Source organism: Pseudomonas sp. HN2 (assembly GCF_020736465.1).
GTDB lineage: Bacteria > Pseudomonadota > Gammaproteobacteria > Pseudomonadales > Pseudomonadaceae > Aquipseudomonas > Aquipseudomonas moraviensis_A.
This window is the reverse complement of record NZ_CP085885.1, coordinates 3,486,998-3,509,225: the sequence shown is the minus strand read 5'-3', so window position 1 is coordinate 3,509,225 and position 22,228 is coordinate 3,486,998. Positions and strand designations below refer to the sequence as shown.

Below are 22,228 nucleotides of genomic sequence, written 5' to 3'. Positions count from 1 at the left end.
AGGACTCCTAGCGCATCACAAACGGATCAGGCATTGGCGCCTGGGAGAGGTTGATCCACACCGTTTTCAGTTCGGTGTAGGCCAGCACCGAGTCGATGCCGCTTTCGCGTCCATAGCCACTGTTCTTGAAACCGCCGATTGGCGCCATCGCCGACACTGCGCGGTAAGTGTTGACCCAGATAATTCCTGAGCGCACATCGCGCGCCAGCCGGTGGGCGCGGCCCAGGTCACGGGTCCAGATGCCGGCGGCGAGGCCGAACTGCGAGTCGTTGGCGATCGCCAGCGCTTCGGCTTCGTCTTTGAAACGTATCACCGACGCCACCGGGCCGAACACTTCTTCCTGCATGATCTTCATCGAATTACGGTCGCATTCGAACAGCGTCGGCTCGTAGAACCAGCCTTCGCCGAGATCCGCCGGACGCTTGCCGCCGGTGCGCAAACGCGCGCCTTCGGCAATCGCATCGGCGACCAGCCCTTCGACCACCGCCAGTTGCTGCGCGGTGGCCATCGGGCCCATCTCGCTATGGTCTTCCTGCGGGTTGCCGATGCGGATGCGCTGGGCGCGTTCGACCAGACGATTGACGAATTCGTCGTAGATTTCGTCCTGCACCAGCAAACGCGAACCGGACACGCAGCTCTGCCCGGACGCCGCGTAGATCCCGGCAATCGCGCCGTTGATCGCACTGTCGAGATCGGCGTCGGCAAAAATGATATTCGGCGACTTGCCGCCCAGTTCCAGCGACAGCTTGGCGAAGTTTTCGGCGCTGCTGCGCACCACATGCCGTGCCGTGGCCGCGCCGCCCGTGAAGGCAATCTTGCGGATCAGCGGATGGCGGGTGAGGGCGGCGCCGGTGCTCGGGCCGTAACCGGTGACGACGTTGACCACGCCCGGCGGAATCCCGGCTTCGAGGGCCAGACGCGCCAGCTCGAGAATGGTTGCCGAGGCGTGTTCGGACGGCTTGATCACAATGGTGTTGCCGGCGGCGAGGGCCGGAGCGAGTTTGATCGCGGTCAGGTACAGCGGGCTGTTCCACGGAATGATCGCGGCGACCACACCCATGGCTTCGTGCACGGTGTAGGCAAACAGGTCGGGCTTGTCCAGCGGCAGGGTGCCGCCCTCAAGCTTGTCGGCCAGGCCTGCGGTGTAGTGGAAGAACTCCGGCAGGTAGCTGACCTGGCCACGGGTTTCGCGGATCAGCTTGCCGTTGTCGCGGCTTTCCAGCTGCGCCAGGTGTTCCTTGTTTTCTGCGATCAGGTCGCCGAGGCGACGCAGCAACTTGCCCCGCGCGGTGGCAGTGAGGCCACGCCACGCCGGGCTGTCGAAAGCGCTCTGCGCCGCTTGCACGGCGCGTTCGACGTCCGCTTCATCGGCGTCGGGCAGTTCCGCCCAGGCCTGCGCGGAGGCCGGGTTGAGGCTTTCGAAGGTCTTGCCGGAGAGGGCGTCGACCCAGTCTCCGCCGATGCACATCTGGAAGCGTGCGAGTGTCATGCAACGATCCCCTTTATATGGTTTTGTCGGGAGTGTGCGAATTGAAGGAATTCCAGCAGCATCTGGTTGACCAGACGCGGCGACTCTACCGGCATCATATGCCGTTGCTCGGGCAGCACGGCAACCTTCGCGCCGGGGATGCGTCGGGCCAGTTGCTCGGCCATTTCCGGGGTCGAGCCGGGGTCGAGTTCGCCTGTGGCGATCAGCGTCGGCGCCTGAATGCTGCTCAGGTCGTCGGCGCGGTACATGTCCTGGGTGGCGAACAATTCGTAGGTGGTCAGGTAACCCTGCGGATCGTTGTTGGCCAGTGTCTGACGCAACGCGGCGATCTGCGCCGGGTTGGCTGCCTGATATTCACGGCTGAACCAGCGTGACAGCGCGGCTTCGGCATTGGCGTCCGGGCCATGCTCGGCGGCCTGCGCCGTGCGGGCAATAACGCCGGCACGCTGTTCTTCGCTGCGGTTGAACACGCTGTTCAACACCACCAGGCTTTGCAGGCGCTCCGGGTAATGCAGGGCAAAGGCCCGCGCGACCAGACCGCCCATGGAGAAACCGATCACCGCGGCCTGGGGCAGATTCAGGTGTTCAAGCAGCTCGAGCAGTTGATCAGCGTAACCGAGCAGGTCGGTGCCGCTGGCCGGGCGCGGGCTGGCGCCGTGGCCGAGCATGTCGTAGGCGATCACCTGATACTGGCTGGCGAGGCCGACAATCTGCCCGCCCCACATTTCTTTGTTCAGGCCCACGCCGTGGATCAAGACCACGGGCTGGCCTTGGCCGGTCGCCAGGTAACTGGTGCCAGCCGGGGTGAGTTCAGCGGTGAGCCGAATCATGGAGCGCTCCTGCAATGCCTTTCTTGTTGTGATTACTGGGCTTTTTCGGCGGCCAGTTCTTCCAGATCGATGTAGCGGTTGCCGATGCGCGGGTGCAGGCGGCCACCGTCGGCGCAACCCAGTACCACGACGATTTCGTCGGCACGCGGCGCGTCTTCGATCTGCATTTCCAGGGTGATGTAGTGCGAACGCAGGCCTTCGTCGTCCTTGTGCATCATCGGGATCTGAATCGACGTGCCCGGACCGCCGCGCTTGTTGGTAAAGCTCAGGTAGCTCTTGGCTTTCACTGCTTCGCGGTAGTGGTTGCCGAAGCGCAGGGTGTGGATCACCGCCGACGCGTGCTCGATCTCGCCGTCAGCGCCGACCACCGCCGCTTTGCCGTAGGCCTCGATCTTCTCGGCACCGCCGATAATGCCGACCAGACGCTCGACCATCATGGCGCCGAGGTCGGAGCAGTTGGCGCGGATCTGTGGCTTGAGGTCTTCGACAAAACCGTTGCCCACCCAAGGGTTCTTCATCACCACGGCAAGGCCGACCATGGTCACTGGCTTGTCAGTCGCCTTGCCGCCTTCGATGAAGGTTTCTTCGACATAGCTGACGATCTTGCGAATTTCGAAACTCATGAGCTGCTCCGTTGGGGGATTGAGAGTGTCTGTGCGTCTGATGGTATACCATAATACCGATACTGCAAGTCCCCCTGACGAGATTTGCCTTATCACCCCGGCGAATGGTCATGTATTCAAATTCCCAGCCCCCACGATCCCTTGTAGGAGTGAGCCTGCTCGCGATAGGGAGCTGTCAGCCAATGATTTGCTGACTGAAACACCGCCATCGCGAGCAGGCTCACTCCTACACGGGAAATCAGCGGCAATGCGGTTAACAAAAGATAACGTGGCGCCGATTGTCAGACATTTGCAAAGCCCGATAGGATGAGCCAGCTTCCGAAGGGGCTCTGGATTGCGGGTTTCAGGAGGATGCTTCTGAACTGCCAGTAGTCGAGCACCCTTGCGGCGCCCTTGAAGGCCCGATGGCCCAACAATAATAAATAGGGGAAGGTCTATGAGTCGTTGCCGCCCGCCGGCGTTACGCAACACCGCGTTGCTGGTCACAGCTCTCTCGCTGCTGGGCTTTGCCACGTTATCGGCGCCTGTGATTGCCGCCGAGGCCCCGGCCGACGTGGTCTATGCCACCGAATCGGCCAAGGCCGCGAAAAGCCTGATTCTCGATGTCGTCCACGCCGGCGCGCGCCTGGTCGCGGTCGGTGATCGCGGGCACATCGTCTATTCCGATGACCAGGGCAAGACCTGGACCCAGGCCAAGGTGCCGACCCGCCAGTTGCTTACCGCCGTGTATTTCGTCGACGACAAAAACGGCTGGGCGGTCGGCCACGACGCACAAATTCTCGCCAGCGCAGACGGCGGTCTGACCTGGACCAAGCAATTCGAAGACCTTGCACGCGAATCGCCGCTGCTCGACGTCTGGTTCAAGGACGCCAGCAGCGGCTTTGCTGTGGGCGCCTATGGCACGCTGCTTGAAACCACCGATGGCGGCCAACACTGGGAAGACGTCAGTGATCGCCTCGACAACGAAGACCAGTTCCACCTCAACGCCATCGCCTCTGTGAAAGACGCCGGGCTGTTCATCGTTGGTGAGTCCGGCAGCATGTTCCGCTCCGCCGATGACGGCCAGACCTGGGAAAAACTCGAAGGCCCGTACGAAGGCTCGCTGTTCGGCGTGATCGGCACGGCGCAAGCCCAGACCCTGCTGGCTTACGGCTTGCGCGGCAACCTCTACCGTTCCACCGATTTCGGCAGCAACTGGGAGCAGGTCGAACTGAAAGCCGCCCGCGGTGCGCTGGAGTTCGGACTGTCCGGCGGCACGCTGCTCGAAGACGGCTCGATCGTCATTGTCGGCAACGGCGGTTCGGTGATCAGCAGCAGCGACAATGGCGAAACCTTCAGCGTGTTCAACCGCCCGGATCGCATTTCGCTGTCGTCGGTCACCGCCGCCGGCAACGGCAACCTGATTCTGACCGGGCAGGGTGGTTTGCACATCACCCAGCCAAACGGTGCCGAGACCAATAACAAGAAGGCGGGGCTATGACTTCCTTGATCACTCCTCAGCAGGAAAAGGCGACGGTTCTCGAGCGCCTGATCTTCAACAACCGCCCGGCCGTGATCCTGATCTGCCTGGTGGTGAGCATTTTCCTGTTCTGGCAGGCCACGCTGATCCGGCCGTCGACCAGTTTCGAAAAAATGATCCCGCTGCAGCATCCCTTCATCGAGAAGATGATGGAGCACCGCAACGATCTGGCGAACCTCGGTAACACGGTGCGTATTTCAGTGGAGGCCACCGACGGCGACATCTTCTCCAAGGAGTACATGGAGACCCTCCGCCAGATCAACGACGAAGTGTTCTACATTCCCGGCGTCGACCGTTCCGGGCTGAAGTCGCTGTGGAGCCCGAGCGTGCGCTGGACCGAAGTGACCGAAGAGGGTTTCGCCGGCGGTGAAGTGATTCCGCAGAGCTACAACGGCTCCCAGGACAGCCTCGACCTGCTGCGTAACAACGTGCTCAAGTCCGGTCAGGTCGGGCGTCTGGTGGCCAACGATTTCAAGTCGAGCATCGTCGACATCCCGCTGCTGGAGGCCTACCCGGACCCGCAGGATCAGGGCAAGCTGCTGGCGCTGGACTATCGCCAGTTCTCCCATGAGCTCGAAGACAAGATCCGCAACAAGTTCGAAGCGCAGAACCCCAACATCAAGATCCATATCGTCGGTTTCGCCAAGAAGGTCGGCGACCTGATCGACGGTCTGGTGATGGTGGTGCTGTTCTTCGGTGTCGCCTTCGTCATCACCCTGATTTTGCTGTTGTGGTTCACCAACTGCCTGCGCAGCACCATCGCCGTGTTGAGTACGACGCTGGTGGCGGTGGTCTGGCAACTGGGACTCATGCACTTCTTCGGCTTCGGGCTCGACCCGTATTCGATGCTGGTGCCGTTCCTGATTTTCGCCATCGGCATTTCCCACGGCGTGCAGAAAATCAACGGTATCGCCCTGCAGTCCAGCGAGGCCGATAACGCCCTGACCGCTGCGCGGCGCACCTTCCGGCAGTTGTTCCTGCCGGGGATGATCGCAATTCTCGCCGATGCGGTGGGCTTCATCACCCTGCTGATCATCGACATCGGCGTGATCCGTGAACTGGCCATCGGCGCGTCCATCGGCGTTGCGGTGATCGTGTTCACCAACCTGATCCTGCTGCCGGTGGCGATTTCCTATGTCGGCATCAGCAAGCGTGCGATTGCCAAGAGCAAGAAGGACGCCAACCGCGAACATCCGTTCTGGCGCCTGCTGTCGAACTTCGCCAGCCCCAAAGTCGCGCCGATCTCGGTTGCCCTGGCGCTGATCGCCTTCGGTGGCGGCCTCTGGTACAGCCAGAACCTGAAAATCGGCGACCTCGACCAGGGTGCGCCGGAACTGCGTCCGGACTCGCGCTACAACAAGGACAACAACTTCATCATCAGCAATTACTCCACCAGCTCTGACGTACTGGTTGTGATGGTCAAGACCAAGGCCGAAGGCTGCTCGCGCTACGAAGCCATGGCGCCGATCGATCAGTTGATGTGGAAGATGCAGAACACCGAGGGCGTGCAGTCGGCGATCTCGCTGGTGACCGTGTCCAAGCAGATGATCAAGGGCATGAACGAGGGCAACCTGAAATGGGAAACCCTGTCGCGCAACCCGGACGTGCTGAACAACTCGATCGCCCGCGCCGACGGCCTGTACAACAACAGTTGCTCGCTGGCACCGGTGCTGGTGTTCCTCAACGACCACAAGGCCGAAACCCTCGACCGCGCGGTGCAAGCGGTGCAGGAGTTCGCCAAGGAAAACAACAAGGATGGCCTGGAATTCATCCTCGCCGCCGGTAACGCCGGGATCGAAGCCGCCACCAACGAAGTCATCAAGCAGGCTGAGCTGACCATCCTGATTCTGGTGTACATCTGCGTCGCGGTGATGTGCATGATCACCTTCCGCTCGTGGGCGGCGACCTTGTGCATCGTCCTGCCGCTGGTGCTGACTTCAGTGCTCGGCAACGCGCTGATGGCGTTCATGGGCATTGGCGTGAAAGTCGCGACGTTGCCAGTGGTCGCGCTGGGCGTGGGGATCGGCGTGGACTACGGCATCTACATCTACAGCCGCCTGGAAAGTTTCCTGCGTGCCGGGTTGCCATTGCAGGAAGCCTATTACCAGACGCTGAAATCTACCGGTAAAGCCGTTCTGTTCACCGGTTTGTGCCTGGCGATCGGCGTGTGCACCTGGATCTTCTCGGCGATCAAGTTCCAGGCCGACATGGGCCTGATGCTGACCTTCATGCTGCTGTGGAACATGTTCGGCGCACTGTGGCTGCTGCCAGCGTTGGCGAAGTTCCTGATCAAGCCGGAAAAACTGGCGGGGCAGAAGGGCAATTCGCTGTTTGCCCATTGATCTGAAAGCCTGAAACGACAAAGCCGCAACCTTGAGGGTTGCGGCTTTTTTGTGGATCAAGATCAAAAGATCGCAGCCTTCGGCAGCTCCTACAGGGAACGCATTCCAAGGTAGGAGCTGCCGAAGGCTGCGATCTTTTGACTTTGCTCTAAGAGAGTTCAGCGCCAAGCACCACACTCAACGCACTGCGCGCATCATCCAGCTGCACCAGCGTTGCATGCCGGGCCCCGAGCGCATCGCGGTTCTCGATGGCGGTCAGAATCGCCTTGTGCCTCGGCAACGCCAATTCATGCAGATTCGGCCGCTGATTGGAATGCTTCAACGCCTCGGCAATCGCCACTGCCAACATGTTGCACAGGTTTGCCAGCAGGTCATTGTGCGTCGCATCGGCGATGCGGCTGTGGAAGTCCAGATCCGGCTGCAAAAGCGCTTCCGGGGTCGGGGCGGCTTCCATGCGTTGGTAGGCTTCGTTGATCGCGGCGATGTCGGCATCCGTCGCATGCTGGGCGGCGAGGGCGGCGGCGGCCGGTTCGATGATGCTGCGCACGCTGGTCAGCACGTTGAAGAATTCATTCTGCGGGCTGCTTTGCATCAACCAGTGCAGCACGTCCGGGTCGAGCATGTGCCACTCGCGACGGGCCTTGACCACCGTGCCGACGCGCGGTTTGGAATACACCAGCCCCTTGGCCACCAGCACTCGGGTGGCCTCGCGCAACACCGGCCGACTGACCGCGTACTCCTCGCAGAGCAGGGCTTCGGCGGGCAGTTTGTCGTCGGGCAAAAAGCGTCCGGAGACGATCTGCATGCCCAGTTCCTGGACGATGCGCGAGTGCATGCTTTTACGGTCGGAAGGTTTGCGGTAATCCATGGGGAGTGGCGCGATCCTGAGCGATGGAGATGCCGCGCATCATAGCAGGCGTGCGGCATTCTTGAGGCTGATGCATAGCAAATGTAGGAGTGAGCCTGCTCGCGATTGCGGTGTGTCAGTCACCAGAGTTGTCAACTGACAGATTGCCATCGCGAGCAGGCTCACTCCTACAGGGAGTGGCTGTGTTAATGGGAGTGGCGCGGTACCTCGGCCCCTCGGCAACCCACCAGGAAGTCAAAGTCGCAACCCTGATCCGCCTGCAGCACGTGGTCGATGTACAGCTGACGATAGCCACCCACCAGCAATTGCTGCGGCGCTTGCAGATCTGCCATGCGCGCCGCCAGTTCAGCGTCGGGAATGTCCAGGTGCAAACGGCCGCTGGCGCAATCGAGTTCGATCCAGTCGCCTTCCTGCACCGCCGCCAAAGGCCCGCCCGCTGCGGCTTCAGGTGCAACGTGCAAAACCACCGTGCCGTACGCCGTGCCGCTCATGCGGGCATCAGAAATCCGCACCATGTCGGTCACGCCTTGCGCCAACAGCTTGGCCGGCAAGCCCATGTTGCCGACTTCGGCCATGCCCGGATAACCCTTCGGTCCGCAGTTCTTCATCACCAGAATCGAATCCTTATCGACGTCCAGCTCTGGATCGTTGATCCGCGCCTTGTACATGTCGAAGTTCTCGAACACCACGGCGCGCCCGCGATGCTGCATCAGTTCAGCGCTAGCGGCGGACGGCTTGAGCACCGCACCCAGCGGCGCCAGATTGCCGCGCAACACGCAGATGCCACCGTCAGCGCGAATCGGATTGTCGAGGGTGCGGATCACCTCGTCCTCGCCATAGATCGGCGCGTCCCTGGTGTTCTCGCCGATGGATTTGCCGTTGACCGTCAAGGCATTCGGGTTAGGGATCAGATTGGCTTCACCCAGGCGACGCAGCACCGCTGGCAAACCACCGGCGTAGTAGAACTCTTCCATCAGGAAACGCCCGGAGGGTTGCAGGTCGACGATAGTCGGCATGCCGCGCCCGATGCGGGTCCAGTCGTCCAGATCCAGCTCGACGCCGATGCGCCCGGCGATGGCTTTCAAGTGGATCACGGCGTTGGTCGAACCGCCGATGGCAGCGTTGACGCGAATGGCGTTTTCGAAGGCTTCCTTGGTCAGGATCTTCGACAGTTTCAGGTCTTCACGCACCATCTCCACCGCGCGCATGCCAGACATGTGGGCCAATACATAACGCCGCGCATCCACCGCCGGAATCGCGGCGTTGTGCGGAAGGGAAGTGCCCAGTGCTTCAGCCATGCAGGCCATGGTCGACGCGGTGCCCATGGTGTTGCAGGTGCCCGCCGAACGCGACATGCCGCCTTCAGCTGCGAGGAAATCGTCGATGGTGATGGTGCCGGCCTTGACCTGTTCGCTGAGCTGCCACACGACAGTGCCGGAGCCGATGTCCTTGCCCTTGTGCTTACCGTTGAGCATCGGCCCGCCGGTGACGACGATGGCCGGTACGTCGCAACTGGCGGCGCCCATCAACAGTGCCGGGGTGGTTTTGTCGCAACCGGTGAGCAGCACGACGCCGTCGATCGGGTTGCCGCGAATCGCTTCTTCAACGTCCATGCTCGCCAGGTTGCGGGTAAGCATGGCGGTCGGGCGCAGGTTCGATTCGCCGTTGGAGAACACCGGGAATTCCACCGGAAAACCACCGGCCTCGATCACCCCGCGTTTGACGTGCTCCGCGATCTGGCGGAAGTGCGCGTTGCACGGAGTCAGTTCCGACCAGGTGTTGCAGATGCCGATGATCGGCTTGCCGTGGAACTGATGGTCGGCGATGCCCTGATTCTTCATCCAGCTGCGGTACATGAAGCCGTTCTTGTCGGCCGTGCCAAACCATTGGGCGGAGCGCAGGGTGGGTTTCTTATCAGACATGATCGTTTCTCTTATTGTAAGACTATTGTTTGCGAGCTGACGCTTAATCTAAGCGCAAAATCGGCGCTTTGGAAGTGTTGTTGGGTAATTAGTATTACTATATAGTCGTTTTCGACGGAGGGAAGGCCCTGGCTGTTTTGGCGAGAGGCGTCCCCCGAGGTTCTATAAAAACAACAATCGGAGACCGATCTCATGAGCCAGGAACTGCGGCTTGTCCGGCGCATCACACTGAAACTGATTCCCTTCCTGATCCTGCTGTACCTGATCGCCTATGTGGATCGCTCCGCCGTCGGCTTCGCCAAGCTGCACATGGGCGCCGACATCGGCATCGGCGATGCGGCCTATGGCCTGGGCGCCGGGCTGTTCTTCATTGGTTACTTCCTTCTCGAGATTCCCAGCAACCTGATGCTCGAACGCTTCGGCGCGCGGCGCTGGTTTGCGCGGATCATGATCACCTGGGGCGCGATCACCATCGGCATGGCCTTCGTGCAAGGGCCGCACAGCTTCTACGTGATGCGCTTTCTGCTCGGCGCGGCCGAAGCGGGCTTCTTCCCCGGCGTGCTGTACTACATCACCCAGTGGTTCCCGGTGCGCCATCGCGGCAAGATCCTCGGCCTGTTCATCCTCTCGCAACCGATCGCCATGATGATTACCGGTCCCGTGTCCGGTGGTTTGCTGGGCATGGATGGCATCCTCGGTCTGCACGGCTGGCAGTGGCTGTTCATCGTCATCGGTACCCCGGCGATCCTGCTGACCTGGCCGGTGCTGCGCTGGCTGCCGGACGGTCCGCAGCAAGTGAAATGGATGGATCAGGCGGAAAAAGACTGGCTGACCGGCGAACTTAAAAAGGATCTGCAGGAGTACGGCCAGACCCGTCACGGCAATCCGCTGCACGCGCTGAAAGACAAACGCGTGTTGCTGCTGGCGCTGTTCTATCTGCCAGTGACCCTGAGCATTTATGGCCTCGGCCTGTGGCTGCCGACGCTGATCAAACAGTTTGGCGGCAGCGATCTGGTCACCGGTTTCGTTTCTTCGGTGCCGTACATTTTCGGGATCATTGGCCTGCTGATCATTCCGCGCAGCTCCGACCGCTTGAATGATCGCTACGGCCACCTGGCGGTGCTCTATGTACTCGGTGCACTGGGCCTGTTCCTCAGTGCCTGGCTGTCGATGCCGGTCGCGCAACTGGCGGCGCTGTGTCTGGTGGCGTTCGCGTTGTTCTCGTGCACAGCCGTTTTCTGGACTCTGCCCGGGCGCTTCTTCGCCGGTGCCAGTGCCGCGGCGGGGATTGCCCTGATCAACTCGGTCGGCAACCTCGGCGGTTACATCGGGCCGTTCGTGATCGGCGCATTGAAGGAATACACCGGCAATCTGGCTTCGGGGCTGTATTTCCTCTCGGGCGTGATGGTGTTCGGGCTGATTCTGACGGGCATCGTCTATCGCGTTCTGGAACGCAAGCATGTGCTGCCCGTCGACCAGTTCGCCGCGAGTGCCCGTGGTGCGACCCGCACCTGACGGGCTGGCACCTTCCCCTGTAGGAGTGAGCCTGCTCGCGATGGCGGTGTATCAGCGAAAAAATTTGCCAACTGACACACCGCTATCGCGAGCAGGCTCACTCCTACAAGGGGGCTGCGGTGTTTCGAATAACACAGGAGAAAATCATGCATCTGGTTCAATTCGAATTATCCAACGGCGAGCGTCGGGTCGGCGTGGTCGACAACGGTCAGGTCCGCGAAGTCCAGGACGCGCGCAGTGTCCGTGATCTGGCCCTGGCCGCGATCGAGGCCGGTGGCTCCCTTGAACAGCAAGTGCAGACCCTCGGCCTTGGCGCCAGTCACGACTACGCGCAGTTGCTCAAAGAACTGCGCATCCTGCCGCCACTGGATCACCCGGACCCGGCGCACATGCTGGTGAGCGGTACCGGCCTGACTCACCTGGGCAGCGCTTCGGCCCGCGACAAGATGCACCAGCAGGCCGGCGATGAAGCGGCGATGACCGACACCATGCGCATTTTCAAATGGGGCGTGGAGGGCGGCAAACCGGCGGCGGGGCAGGCCGGTGTGCAACCGGAGTGGTTCTACAAGGGCGACGGCAGCATCGTCGTGCGTCCGGGGCAGCCGTTCCCGCTGCCGCCGTTTGCCGAAGACGCCGGTGAAGAGCCGGAGATGGCCGGCCTGTACATCATCGGCAACGACGGCAAGCCGTATCGCCTCGGTTTCGCGGTGGGCAACGAGTTCTCCGACCACGTCATGGAACGCAAGAATTACCTCTACCTCGCACACTCGAAATTGCGCAGTTGCAGTTATGGCCCGGAACTTCGCACCGGTGAATTGCCTCAACACCTTGCCGGCACCAGCCGAATCCTGCGTGACGGCGAAGTGCTCTGGCAAAACGAGTTCCTCAGCGGCGAGGCCAACATGTGCCACAGCCTGGCGAACCTCGAATACCACCACTTCAAATACAGTCAGTTCCTGCGTCCGGGCGACGTGCACATTCACTTTTTCGGCACCGCGACTTTGTCCTTTGCCGACGGCATCCGCACCCAGCCGGGCGACACGTTCGAGATCAGCCAGGCCGAATTCGGCGCTCCGCTGGTCAACGGTATCGCACCGGTCAAAGCGGCTTTTGAACCGGACAGCATCGGCACCCTTTAAGGAGATCCCATGACTCAGATTCTCGGTCACAACTACATTGGCGGTCAGCGCAGCGCCGCCGGCAGCGTCAAACTGCACTCGGTCGACGCCAGCACTGGCGAGGCCCTGCCGCACGATTTCATTCAGGCCACGGCGGAAGAGGTCGACGCCGCCGCCAAAGCCGCCGCTGCGGCTTACCCGACGTATCGCAGCCTCAGCGCCGAACGCCGCGCGCAGTTCCTCGACGCCGTCGCCGATGAACTGGATGCTCTTGGCGATGATTTCGTCGCCGTGGTCTGCCGCGAAACCGCGCTGCCAGCCGGACGCATTCAGGGCGAGCGCGGTCGCACCAGCGGCCAGATGCGTTTGTTCGCCAAAGTCCTGCGTCGCGGTGACTTCTACGGCGCGCGCATCGATCTGGCATTGCCCGATCGTCAGCCGCTGCCACGTCCGGATCTGCGCCAATACCGCATCGGCCTCGGCCCGGTCGCGGTGTTCGGCGCGAGCAACTTCCCGCTGGCGTTCTCCACCGCTGGCGGCGACACCGCAGCGGCACTGGCCGCCGGTTGCCCGGTGGTGTTCAAGGCCCACAGCGGCCACATGGCCACCGCTGAACTGGTCGCCGACGCGATCATTCGTGCAGCGGAAAAAACCGGCATGCCCGCCGGCGTGTTCAACATGATCTACGGTGGCGGCGTCGGCGAATGGCTGGTCAAGCATCCGGCGATTCAAGCGGTTGGCTTCACCGGTTCGCTGAAGGGCGGTCGCGCCTTGTGCGACATGGCCGCTGCACGTCCGCAACCGATCCCGGTGTTTGCCGAGATGTCGAGCATCAACCCGGTGATCGTGCTGCCACAGGCACTGGCCACGCGTTCGGAAACCGTTGCGCGTGAACTCACCGCTTCGGTGGTGCAGGGCTGTGGTCAATTCTGTACCAATCCGGGTCTGGTCATCGGTATTCGCTCGCCGCAGTTCAGCGCGTTTGTCCAACAGGTCGCTGCTGCGATCGGCGATCAACCGGCGCAAACCATGCTCAATGCCGGCACCCTCGGCAGCTATGGCAAAGGCCTGGAAAAACTCCTGGCGCACAGCGGCATCGAGCATCTGGCCGGTAATCCGCAGCAGGGCAATCAGGCGCAGCCGCAATTGTTCAAAGCCGATGTCAGCCTGTTGATCAACGGTGACGAAGTGCTGCAGGAAGAAGTGTTCGGTCCGACCACGGTCATCGTTGAAGTGGCCGATCAGGCCCAACTCAGCGCGGCGCTGCATGGCCTGCACGGTCAACTGACCGCGACGATCATCGGCGAACAGTCCGACTTCGAGCAATTCGCCGAACTGACGCCGCTGCTGGAGCAGAAGGTCGGGCGCATCCTGCTCAACGGTTATCCGACCGGTGTGGAAGTGTGCGATTCGATGGTGCACGGCGGGCCATACCCGGCGACGTCGGATGCGCGCGGCACGTCGGTTGGCACGCTGGCGATTGATCGCTTCCTGCGTCCAGTGTGTTTCCAGAACTACCCGGACAGCTTGCTGCCCGAGCCACTGAAAAACGCCAACCCGCTGCGTATCCAGCGCCTGGTGGATGGCAAGCCATCGCGTGAGGCGATCTAAAGCCAACCACAACCCCTGTAGGAGTGAGCCTGCTCGCGATTGCGGTCTTAAATTCAGCATCTCTGCTGGAGACCCACCGCTATCGCGAGCAGGCTCACTCCTACAAGGGGACTGTTTCGACAATGAGCTATCATTGGCCCTTTCCCCCCTAGAAAGACTGTTTGCCATGACTGCCCAAACCCTTCTCAACGCCCTCGAACATTGCGGTATGGTCGAAATCGATGGCCTGCACGCCTTCGAATTCGCCCTCGACGAGGACGAAAACCTGCATATCGAATGCATGATCGGTCGCGAAGCCAGGCACTGGGAATTCACCCCGGTGCAGGTCGCAGCGGCGACGTTCGATGAGACGCTGCAGAGCTGGCTGATCGTCGGATTCGCCAGCGACACCAAGACCACGGGCGAGCATCGCCTGGTGTGTCTCGGCGACGTAGTCAGCAGCAGCGACGACGAGGATGACGATAATGAAAATGCGTAACTTCTGGCCCCTGCTGATGGCCGGCAGCGTCGGCGCGATGGGCCTGTCCAGCGCCAGCGCCGAGACCTTGCAGTTGCTGGTCGGCTCCTACACCGCCGGTTCCAGCCAGGGCATCTACCGCATGCAGTTCGACAGCGCCACCGGCCAGATCGATGCCAAGCCGCTGCAAGTGGTCAAGACTGAAAACCCATCGTGGCTGACACTCTCGAAAGACCAGAAACGCCTGTTCGTGGTCAACGAAAACGGCCCCGGCCAGACCGATCCGGTCGGTCGTGTCAGCAGCTATGCCATCGACCCGAAAACCCATGCGCTGAGCCTGATCAATCAAGTGCAGAGCCTGGGCAACGAGCCGACCCATTCCAGCCTCAGTGCTGATGCCAAGCATCTGTTCGTCAGCAACTACTCGGTGATGGAAGATCCGGGCGGCACCCTGGCGGTGTTGCCGGTCGATGGCGACGGTCAACTGAAACCGGTGGTGCAGATGAGCGGCCACCCGGCCAGTCGGGTCAACCCTGAGCGCCAGGCTTCCAACCACGTGCACTCGACCGTGTCTTCGCCGGACGGTCGCTACGTGTTCTCCAATGACTTGGGCGCGGACAAGGTTTTCATCTATCAATATGATCCGAAGGCCAACCCGCACCTGCCGCTGACTCCGGCGAAAACCGCTTCGGTAGCCTTGCCGGCCGGCAGTGGCCCGCGTCATCTGCTGTTCAGCGCCGACGGCAAACACGCCTGGCTGACCATGGAGATGAGCGCGCAGGTTGCGGTGTTCGATTACAACGATGGCGTGCTGACCCAGACGCAACTCGTCGATCTCGCCGCGGGCCAGCCAACCTCGGACAAGGCGGGCGCGGCGCTGCATGCTTCAGCTGATGGCAAGTTTCTCTACGTGAGCAACCGTGGCACGACCAATCAACTGGTGGTGTTCAGCATCGACCCGGCGAGCGGCCAGCTCAAAGAGCTGCAAAAACGCTCGGTCGAGGGTGATCACCCGCGCGAGTTTGCCCTTGATCCAAGCGGTAAATTCGTCTTGATCGCCAACCAGAAGAGCAACCAGATTGTCGTCGTCGAACGCGATGCCAAGACCGGTCTGCTCGGCAAAACCGTGCAAAAACTGCCGATCGACGCGCCAAGCGATCTGAAATTTCTAGTGCGACAATAAGCCACAGGCCCCGGTCTGCGGGGCCTGCATCGTTGTATTAATTGCACTGATAACGGCTAATGCTACAAAAGATTTCAAGGAGGCAACCCTCGAGCGTTACGTTTGTTTCACAGCCCGACCGGGCAAACCAAGCAAACGAACACGAGGGTTACCGCCATGAACTTCAATCTCTTCTCCGTTATCGCCGCCTCCGCCATTTCCGCCACCGTGGTATTGCCAGCCGGTGCCAACGTCGAAATCGCCAGCAAAAAATCCCACACCCAGAGCTACACCCAGAAATACCTGCAGCAAAGCGCCAACTTCTACGCCGCGCTGGATCACAAAACCCAAGCCTGAAATTCCCGTCTCCCTGTAGGAGCTGCCGAAGGCTGCGATCTCTTGATCTTGTTTTTCAAAAGCAAAATCAAAAGATCGCAGCCTTCGGCAGCTCCTACGCGCGTACGCGTTCTCCACTCATAGGTTTTCTCTCGCCGGCAAATAGAGCGGCTAAATAATCAACGAAGCTGATGTTTACTATGGCAAACCCTGAGTGGTTGCCTCGGCTTTTTTGATTGATTCTGTGGCCATCGAAACCTTTGCCCACGGAGAACACCATGGCCAGCGCAATCCTCACTTCCGCCAAACGCGGCGCCTATCTGGCCATCGGTCTGTACCTGGCCGTGGTGCTGTTCGTCAGCATCGGCGCGCAGATGGAACACAGCTTCGAAGCCCCGATCGACGTCGCCCACCCTGGCATCCAGTTCGAACTGCGCTCGCAAAGCGCGATGGTCGACAGGGCCGAACTCGCAGGAGTCGGCGGCGCATGAAAGGCTACAGACTCTGGGTCATCGCCAGTCTGGCATTGATGACCAACGGTGCTTCATTGCTGGGGTTCGGCCAGGGCTCGGTGGGCGGATTGGCCCGGGCCATAGAGGCCAACCACAACATCGCGCACAACATCGAACGCGCCAACACGCTGGGGCTGATGGCCGGCAATCCACCGGTCAAGGTCGCAGTGGATTTTCTCGGACCGTTTGAAGTGGATTGCATGGCACTGGGCATGTGCAACGCCCTGGCGTAGGAAACGCGGACCATTGTGGCGAGGGAGCTTGCTCCCGCTGGATTGCGAAGCAACCCCAAATCCTGCAGACACAGTATTTTTGATGCGCTGAATAGACCGCGACTGCTGCGCAGCCGAGCGGGAGCAAGCTCCCTGGCCACAGGTGTGTGTGAGGCTGAGATTCAGCTCGACTTCTTCATGATCGAGGTAAACAGTTCGGATTCGAGGAAACGCTGCAACCAGGCTTGCAAACGAACGTACGGGGTCTGCGCAAACCACTCCCGATCAACATGAGCGAACTGCCGGACGAAGGGCAGCAGGGCGATGTCGGCGAGGCTTTGATGATCGGCCAGCAAATATTCGCGGCCTTCGAGCAGCTCATCCAGCTTTTGCAGAAACAATCCACCTTCAGCCCGATAAGCTTCCATCGGCTGCTCAGGGTAACGCTCGGCGTACTTGTAGCGGTTCAGAGCTGTTTTGAAAATCTGATCATTGCCCTCAATCAGCTTTTCCATCCACAGCGCCGCGAATGAATCTCCGGCCAGCAACCAATCATCCGGATCATTCTGCGCCAACGCCCAGCGCATGATCTGCAGGCTCTCATCAATCACCACGCCATCGGCGTCCAGCACCGGCACCGTGCCCTTGGGCGAGAGCGCGAGCATCTGCGCCGGCTTGTCCTTGAGGCTGACCTCAACAATCTCCACCGGTACGTCCGCATAACGCAGCGCCATCCGCGCCCGCATTGCGTAAGGGCAGCGGCGGAACGAATACAGCGTGTTCATTTCACCTCCAGCGTGCTCAAACCATTGCCTTGGCGCCGCACTTGAATCTGCACCGGGATGCGTTCGTGCATTTCCTGCACATGGGAAATCACTGCCACCTTGCGCCCTTGCGCCTGCAGTCCATCCAGTGCATCCATGGCCAGTTGCAGCGATTCCGGATCGAGGCTGCCGAAACCTTCGTCAATAAACAGCGATTCGATTTTCAGCGTGCTCGACGCCATCGACGCCAGACCGAGCGCCAACGCCAGTGAGACGAGGAACGTCTCGCCGCCGGACAACGAATGCACTGAGCGCAGTTCGTCGCCCATTTCCGTGTCCATCACCAGCAGGCCGAGCATGCTGCCGCCGCGTTTGAGCCGATAGCGTTTGACCAGTTGGCGCAGTTGGGCGTTGGCGTGATGCACCAGCAGGTCAAGGTTGTAGGCCTGGGCGATCTTGCGGAAGGTGTCGCCGGTGGCCGAGCCGATCAACGCACTGAGCCGCGCCCAGCGCTGATACTCGGCATAAGCCTCGGCGATCTGCCGGGCCAGCGCCTGATTGGCGTTCTGCCGGCGCTGGTCTTCAACCTGTTCGGCGCGCAACTCGGCGCACTGCTGCTCACTGACGGCGAACTGTTTTTGCAATTCAGCGAGGGCGCTATCGAGCTGTTCGGCGTCAAGATTGTCGTCTTGCCGGGCCTGATGATCGAGCAGGCGCTGATCGCGCTCCTGCAACAAGACCTGGGCCTGTTCGATGGCTTTTTCGTTGTGCTGAAGAGTCTGGCGCAATTCGGCGACCTGCGCGTCATCGAAGCGCAGCAAGTCTTCGAGGCCGCCGTCATCCAGTTCCGGATGGCTGGCGCGCCAATCAGCGATCTTGGCGGCGAGTGCCGAATCTTCAGCTTGCAGTGCTTGCAGGCGATCCTGCTGCGCCTTGAGCTCAGCGGCGATTTGCACCAGCTGCGTGCGTACGGTCTGCAGTTCCTCAGCCGTGCTGGTCTCGGCAATACGCGCCTGTTCCACCGCGTGTTCCAACTGCTGCTGCCAATGCTCGGCGCTGCTGTGCTCGCCAATCAGTAGCGCGAGTTTTTCCTGACAGCTTTGCTGCTGCTCGGTCAACGCCGTGAATTGCTGCTCGACGCTTTGCAGTTGCTGAGTGCGCAACTGCTGGCGATCCTGTTCTTTCTCGAGGATTTGCTGGCGTTGCTGCTGTTCGCTCAGTTCTTCCTTTTGCTGCTCGAGCTGGGCCAGACGCTCGGCGATCTGCCGATCCAGTTGCAGGAACGTCGCGGCCGGCTCAAGGCGCAGTGCTTCGAGGGTGTCAGCCGGCAGCAGCGGGCCGAACGCGTTGAGTTCCTCCTCAAGGCGCTGACGGTCGCTGTTGAGCTCATGTTGCTGATGGCTCAGCTGTTGCGCCGCTTGCTGATGGGCGACCTCGGCCTGACGCAATTGCTGCGACAGGCGCGCGGCGTCCTGCTGCAAGGTGAGCAGGGCGCTCTGGCGTTGTTCGTCTTGCGTGATGCTTTGGTTCAACTGCTCGTTCTGGCGGCTGAGCCAGGCGTCGCGTTTGTCGGCGTCCTGATTGAGCAGTTGCGCCGCCAGCGGATGCGCTTCCAGGCTCGGGGCCAAGGCCTGTTGCTGCGCCGCGAGCTGTTCCTGTTGCTGTAACAACTCTTTCTGTTGCGCGATCACGCCACCGACTTCGCCGCGCAGCTCGATCAGTTTTTCCTTGAGTTGATCGACCACTTGCTGGGCGTTGGCCTGTTCGCTTTCATCGTGACGGCCAAGGCTTTGCAGCAGCGCTTCGGGCTGATGATAGGGATGCTCGTTGCTACCGCAGACCGGGCAGGGCTGATCGTCCTGCAACTGCGCGCGCAACTCTTCGACACTGGCACTGCGCGCCAGCCGCTGACGCTCGAGCAGTTCGCGAGTGACATTGAGGGTCTGCTCGGCGACGGTCAGTTCGGCCTTGGTTTTCACACCGTCCTGGGTCAGACGTTCACGTTGCTGCTGCGCGTCGAGCTGACGCTGTTGCAACTCGGCGCTGCGCTTGTCGAGATCCTGTTGAGACGCCCACAGCCGCGACAGGTCTTCGATCGCGCGCAGCTGTTTGCGGTTGTCCTGCAGCAAAGTGCCGAGCAGGCCGATCTGTTCGGCGACCGCATCCGGTTCAGCACCGGCCTCCTTGAACAGGACTTCCAGTTGCTGTTTATGCGCAGCCAGTTGTTCAGCGCTGTGCGCGGCGTTCTGTTCAAGGGACGCCAGTTCGGTCTGGCCCTTGTTCAAACGGTTGCCGATCAGCATCAGTTGTTGCAGGCGATCGCGATAAGCGCTCCAGGCATCGCTCAACGGCGCCAGATGCGCACTCTGCTCAAGCTCGCTGGCGATGCGTTGCAGACGCTCGGCGACCTCAGCCTGTTTTTCCTGCAAGGCCTGAATCGCGCTCTGGCCATCCTTGAACGCTTGCTCGGCCGCTTGCCGGGCTTCGGCGCTGCTGGCAGTGTCCTTGATCAGGCGGGCGAGGGTGCTTTGTTCTTCGAATGCCTGACGCAGCAGCGGCGCGTTTTTGCTCTGGCGTTGTTGCGCTTCGCTCAGGGCGACTTTTGCTGCGTCGAGGTTTTGCGCCAGTTGCGTCTGGCGTTCCCCGAGGGCCGCATGTTCTTGCGTGTGCGCGGCAATCTGCGCCGCCAGTGGTGTCAGCAGCGCATCGAGCTCGGCCTTGCGCGCAAATTGATGACGCTGCGGGCCAAGCTGCTCCAGACGCGTCAGTTTCACCCGCTCGCCAGCCAGCGCCTGCCATTGCTGCTGCGCGGTTTGCAGTTGTTCGTTGGCCGCTTGCTGCGCTTCCTGCAACAGACGCAAATCCTTCAGCCAACCGTGTTGTTGCTCAAGCTGTTTGAGCTGCGCCTGTTGCGCTTTCATTTGTTGCTGCGCGGTGTTGAAACGCCCGTCGAGTTCGGCGCGCGCTTCAGGTGCCAGTGGCGTGACCCCGGTGGCCTGATCCTGCAGCAGCTTGTGCGCTTCGCGGGCTTCTTTGGTCTTGTCGAAAGCGCGACGGCCCAGGCGAGTGTAGAGCGCGGTGTCGGTGAGTTTTTCCAGCAGCTCACTGCGGTCGTTGTCGTCGGCCTTGAGGAACGCGCTGAATTCGCTCTGCGCCAGCAACACAGCGCGGGTGAACTGTTCGAAGTTCAGGCCCAGCGCGGCCTCCAGTTGGGTTTTGTATTCGCCTTTCTGGCTGGCGAGCAACTGATCCTGATCGATATCGCGCAGGCTCTGCCGGCTCGCTTGCAACTTGCCGCCAGCCTTCTCGCGAGCGCGGTTGGCTTCCCAACGTGCGCGATAGCGGCGGCCATCGACGCCGACAAAATCCACTTCGGCATAGCCTTCGCCCGTGCCACGACGCAGCAAGGTGCGCGGGTCGCCAGTGGCGATCTCGCCGTCGGCATCCGGGACTTTGGCATCGCGGCCAGTGTTGTTTAGGCGCGGCACAGCGCCGAACAGGGCCAGGCACAAAGCGTCGAGCAGGGTACTTTTGCCGGCGCCGGTCGGGCCGGTGATCGCGAACAGACCGGCGCTTGCCAGCGGTTCGGCAGTGAAGTCGATCTCGAACGGCCCGGCCAGCGAGGCGAGGTTCTTCAAGCGAATGGCGAGAATCTTCATGGCTGCTCGCCCTCCAGTTGCACGTCTTGCAGCAACTCGGCGAAGTCCTTGAGCGTCTGCTCATCGACCTCGCTGCCGTAGTTGTCGAGCCAGGCGCGGCTGAACAATTCCTGCGGGGTGAGCTGGTCGAGTTCGATCAGCGTGCTGCCGTCATCGCTGCCATCGGCGCCACGATTGCCGGCGTATTCAGCGGCGATGCGCACCAGACGTACGGCTTTGCCTTGCAGTGCGGTCTCCACTTGATGGCGCAGATCCGGCTGCGGCTCATCCAGGCGTACACGGACTTCGAGCCATGGCTGGCGCTGGGTTTCGGCGAGCAGATCGACGTTCGGCAGGTCGGCCAGTTGCAGCAGAATCTCGGCCAGAGGCACCGGGCCGATGCGCTGCAGATTGACCGAGCGCGGGATCAGTTTCGGCTCGACGCTGACCAGAGTTTCACCGTCGAGGACGACATCGAGAATCTGATGCTGATAACCGATCTCCGAGAACGACAGCGGAATCGGCGAGCCGCTGTAGCGGATGCGCTCCTCGCCGTTGACCTTCTGCGGCTTGTGCAAATGGCCGAGGGCGACATAACTGATGCTTTCGCCGAACAGGCTGGCGGGCAGCGCTTCGGCATTGCCGATGATCAGGCTGCGCTCGGAATCCTCCGATACCGCACCGCCGGCCATGTGCGCGTGGCTGATAGCGATCAACGCCTGCCCGGGCTGACGCTTGGCATTCGCCGCCGCAATCAGCCACTCATGCACCTGACCGATGCCGCGCAAATAGTTGTCGCCCAGATGCGCACCAGTGACTTCCGCCGGACGCAGAAACGGTAGCGCCAGACACCACGCGGCGATTTCGCCCTGGGCATTCGGCAGCGGCAGCAACAGGCGCTCGGCATCGAGCTGGCCGTCATCCAGCCACAGCACCCGGCCCAACGCGTGGGTGCGCAAACGCCGCATCAGAGGCGCGGGCAATTCGATCCGCGAGCCGGAATCATGGTTGCCGGCGATCATCACGATGGTCAGGAGCGGCTGCTGTTCGTGAGCGCTGACGATGAAATCGTAGAGGCGTTCCTGTGCTTTGACCGGCGGATTGACCGTATCGAAGATGTCCCCGGCGATCAGCAGCACATCCGGCTGCGCCAGTTGCAACTGACGCAGCAGCCATTCGAGAAAACACGCGTGCTCGAAATCGCGCTCCTGGCCGTGCAGGTTTTGCCCAAGGTGCCAGTCGGAGGTGTGGAACAGACGCAAGGTGGACTCCGCAACGTTAAATGAGGTGATGGCCGCAAAAGAACGGGG

At 61.3% G+C, this 22,228-nt stretch carries 18 protein-coding genes; 10 read left to right on the top strand and 8 right to left on the bottom strand.

What is annotated here, in order from left to right; translation table 11 throughout:
* Positions 1-7: 7 nt before the first annotated feature.
* From LIS66_RS15120 to LIS66_RS15110, 3 genes are read right to left on the bottom strand one after another with little or no spacing between them, the layout of a single operon-like run.
* Entirely contained in the window at positions 8-1,489 is a 1,482-nt protein-coding gene (locus tag LIS66_RS15120) for an aldehyde dehydrogenase (protein WP_123419388.1), read from the bottom strand.
* A complete protein-coding gene (locus tag LIS66_RS15115; protein WP_064363441.1) occupies positions 1,486-2,319 on the bottom strand; it encodes an alpha/beta fold hydrolase in 834 nt (277 codons plus the stop codon). Before LIS66_RS15115 ends, LIS66_RS15120 begins: the two co-directional genes overlap by 4 nt.
* Positions 2,320-2,351: 32 nt before the next feature.
* Positions 2,352-2,942 carry an amino acid synthesis family protein gene (locus LIS66_RS15110; RefSeq protein WP_007968626.1) on the bottom strand — a complete coding sequence of 197 codons (591 nt, stop codon included), beginning with the start codon at positions 2,940-2,942 and terminating at the stop codon, positions 2,352-2,354.
* 436 nt (positions 2,943-3,378) lie between these two features.
* On the opposite strand from LIS66_RS15110, the gene LIS66_RS15105 reads away from it, so the two are divergent.
* Both LIS66_RS15105 and LIS66_RS15100 read left to right on the top strand, forming a co-directional pair.
* Positions 3,379-4,422, top strand: a complete 1,044-nt coding sequence (locus LIS66_RS15105) for a WD40/YVTN/BNR-like repeat-containing protein (protein WP_227972487.1) — start codon at positions 3,379-3,381, stop codon at positions 4,420-4,422.
* Entirely contained in the window at positions 4,419-6,803 is a 2,385-nt protein-coding gene (locus LIS66_RS15100) for an efflux RND transporter permease subunit (protein ID WP_227972486.1), read from the top strand. The genes LIS66_RS15105 and LIS66_RS15100 overlap by 4 nt, the downstream gene beginning before the upstream one ends.
* Before the next feature lie 148 nt (positions 6,804-6,951).
* Here the strand turns inward: LIS66_RS15100 and LIS66_RS15095 are convergent, their stop codons facing one another.
* Complete coding sequence (locus LIS66_RS15095; protein WP_024013185.1) at positions 6,952-7,671, bottom strand: FadR/GntR family transcriptional regulator; 720 nt, start codon at positions 7,669-7,671, stop codon at positions 6,952-6,954.
* A 185-nt stretch (positions 7,672-7,856) separates the two neighbouring features.
* Positions 7,857-9,593, bottom strand: coding sequence for an IlvD/Edd family dehydratase (locus LIS66_RS15090; RefSeq protein WP_042606777.1), 1,737 nt, complete (start codon positions 9,591-9,593; stop codon positions 7,857-7,859).
* A gap of 192 nt (positions 9,594-9,785) precedes the next feature.
* Here LIS66_RS15090 and LIS66_RS15085 point away from each other — a divergent pair, with 192 nt between their 5' ends.
* From LIS66_RS15085 to LIS66_RS15050, 8 genes are all read left to right on the top strand, one after another.
* Positions 9,786-11,108 (top strand): MFS transporter, encoded by a 1,323-nt coding sequence (locus LIS66_RS15085; RefSeq protein WP_042606778.1) that lies wholly within the window; start codon positions 9,786-9,788, stop codon positions 11,106-11,108.
* A gap of 146 nt (positions 11,109-11,254) precedes the next feature.
* Entirely contained in the window at positions 11,255-12,247 is a 993-nt protein-coding gene (gene araD1 / locus LIS66_RS15080) for an AraD1 family protein (RefSeq protein WP_227972485.1), read from the top strand.
* Positions 12,248-12,256: 9 nt separating this feature from the next.
* A complete protein-coding gene (locus LIS66_RS15075) occupies positions 12,257-13,837 on the top strand; it encodes an aldehyde dehydrogenase (NADP(+)) (protein ID WP_064363438.1) in 1,581 nt (526 codons plus the stop codon).
* Positions 13,838-14,003: 166 nt separating this feature from the next.
* The gene (locus tag LIS66_RS15070) at positions 14,004-14,315 is read left to right on the top strand and encodes a DUF5629 family protein (RefSeq protein ID WP_227972484.1); all 312 of its coding nucleotides are present in this window, start codon (positions 14,004-14,006) and stop codon (positions 14,313-14,315) included.
* On the top strand, positions 14,302-15,477 hold the full coding sequence (locus tag LIS66_RS15065; RefSeq protein WP_227972483.1) for a lactonase family protein: 1,176 nt from the start codon (positions 14,302-14,304) through the stop codon (positions 15,475-15,477). Before LIS66_RS15070 ends, LIS66_RS15065 begins: the two co-directional genes overlap by 14 nt.
* 156 nt (positions 15,478-15,633) lie before the next feature.
* Positions 15,634-15,813 (top strand): hypothetical protein, encoded by a 180-nt coding sequence (locus LIS66_RS15060; protein ID WP_016775003.1) that lies wholly within the window; start codon positions 15,634-15,636, stop codon positions 15,811-15,813.
* A gap of 257 nt (positions 15,814-16,070) precedes the next feature.
* Complete coding sequence (locus tag LIS66_RS15055; protein WP_042606783.1) at positions 16,071-16,283, top strand: hypothetical protein; 213 nt, start codon at positions 16,071-16,073, stop codon at positions 16,281-16,283.
* Positions 16,280-16,537: a hypothetical protein gene (locus LIS66_RS15050; protein WP_039763921.1), complete on the top strand. Its 258-nt coding sequence runs from the start codon at positions 16,280-16,282 to the stop codon at positions 16,535-16,537. The genes LIS66_RS15055 and LIS66_RS15050 overlap by 4 nt, the downstream gene beginning before the upstream one ends.
* 161 nt (positions 16,538-16,698) lie before the next feature.
* On the opposite strand, the gene LIS66_RS15045 is transcribed toward LIS66_RS15050, so the two are convergent.
* The 3 genes from LIS66_RS15045 to LIS66_RS15035 are packed head-to-tail and all read right to left on the bottom strand — an operon-like array spanning position 16,699 to position 22,180.
* The gene (locus tag LIS66_RS15045) at positions 16,699-17,301 is read right to left on the bottom strand and encodes a glutathione S-transferase (RefSeq protein WP_042606784.1); all 603 of its coding nucleotides are present in this window, start codon (positions 17,299-17,301) and stop codon (positions 16,699-16,701) included.
* Positions 17,298-20,939: an AAA family ATPase gene (locus LIS66_RS15040; protein ID WP_227972482.1), complete on the bottom strand. Its 3,642-nt coding sequence runs from the start codon at positions 20,937-20,939 to the stop codon at positions 17,298-17,300. Before LIS66_RS15040 ends, LIS66_RS15045 begins: the two co-directional genes overlap by 4 nt.
* A complete protein-coding gene (locus tag LIS66_RS15035; RefSeq protein WP_227972481.1) occupies positions 20,936-22,180 on the bottom strand; it encodes an exonuclease SbcCD subunit D C-terminal domain-containing protein in 1,245 nt (414 codons plus the stop codon). Before LIS66_RS15035 ends, LIS66_RS15040 begins: the two co-directional genes overlap by 4 nt.
* Positions 22,181-22,228: the final 48 nt, after the last annotated feature.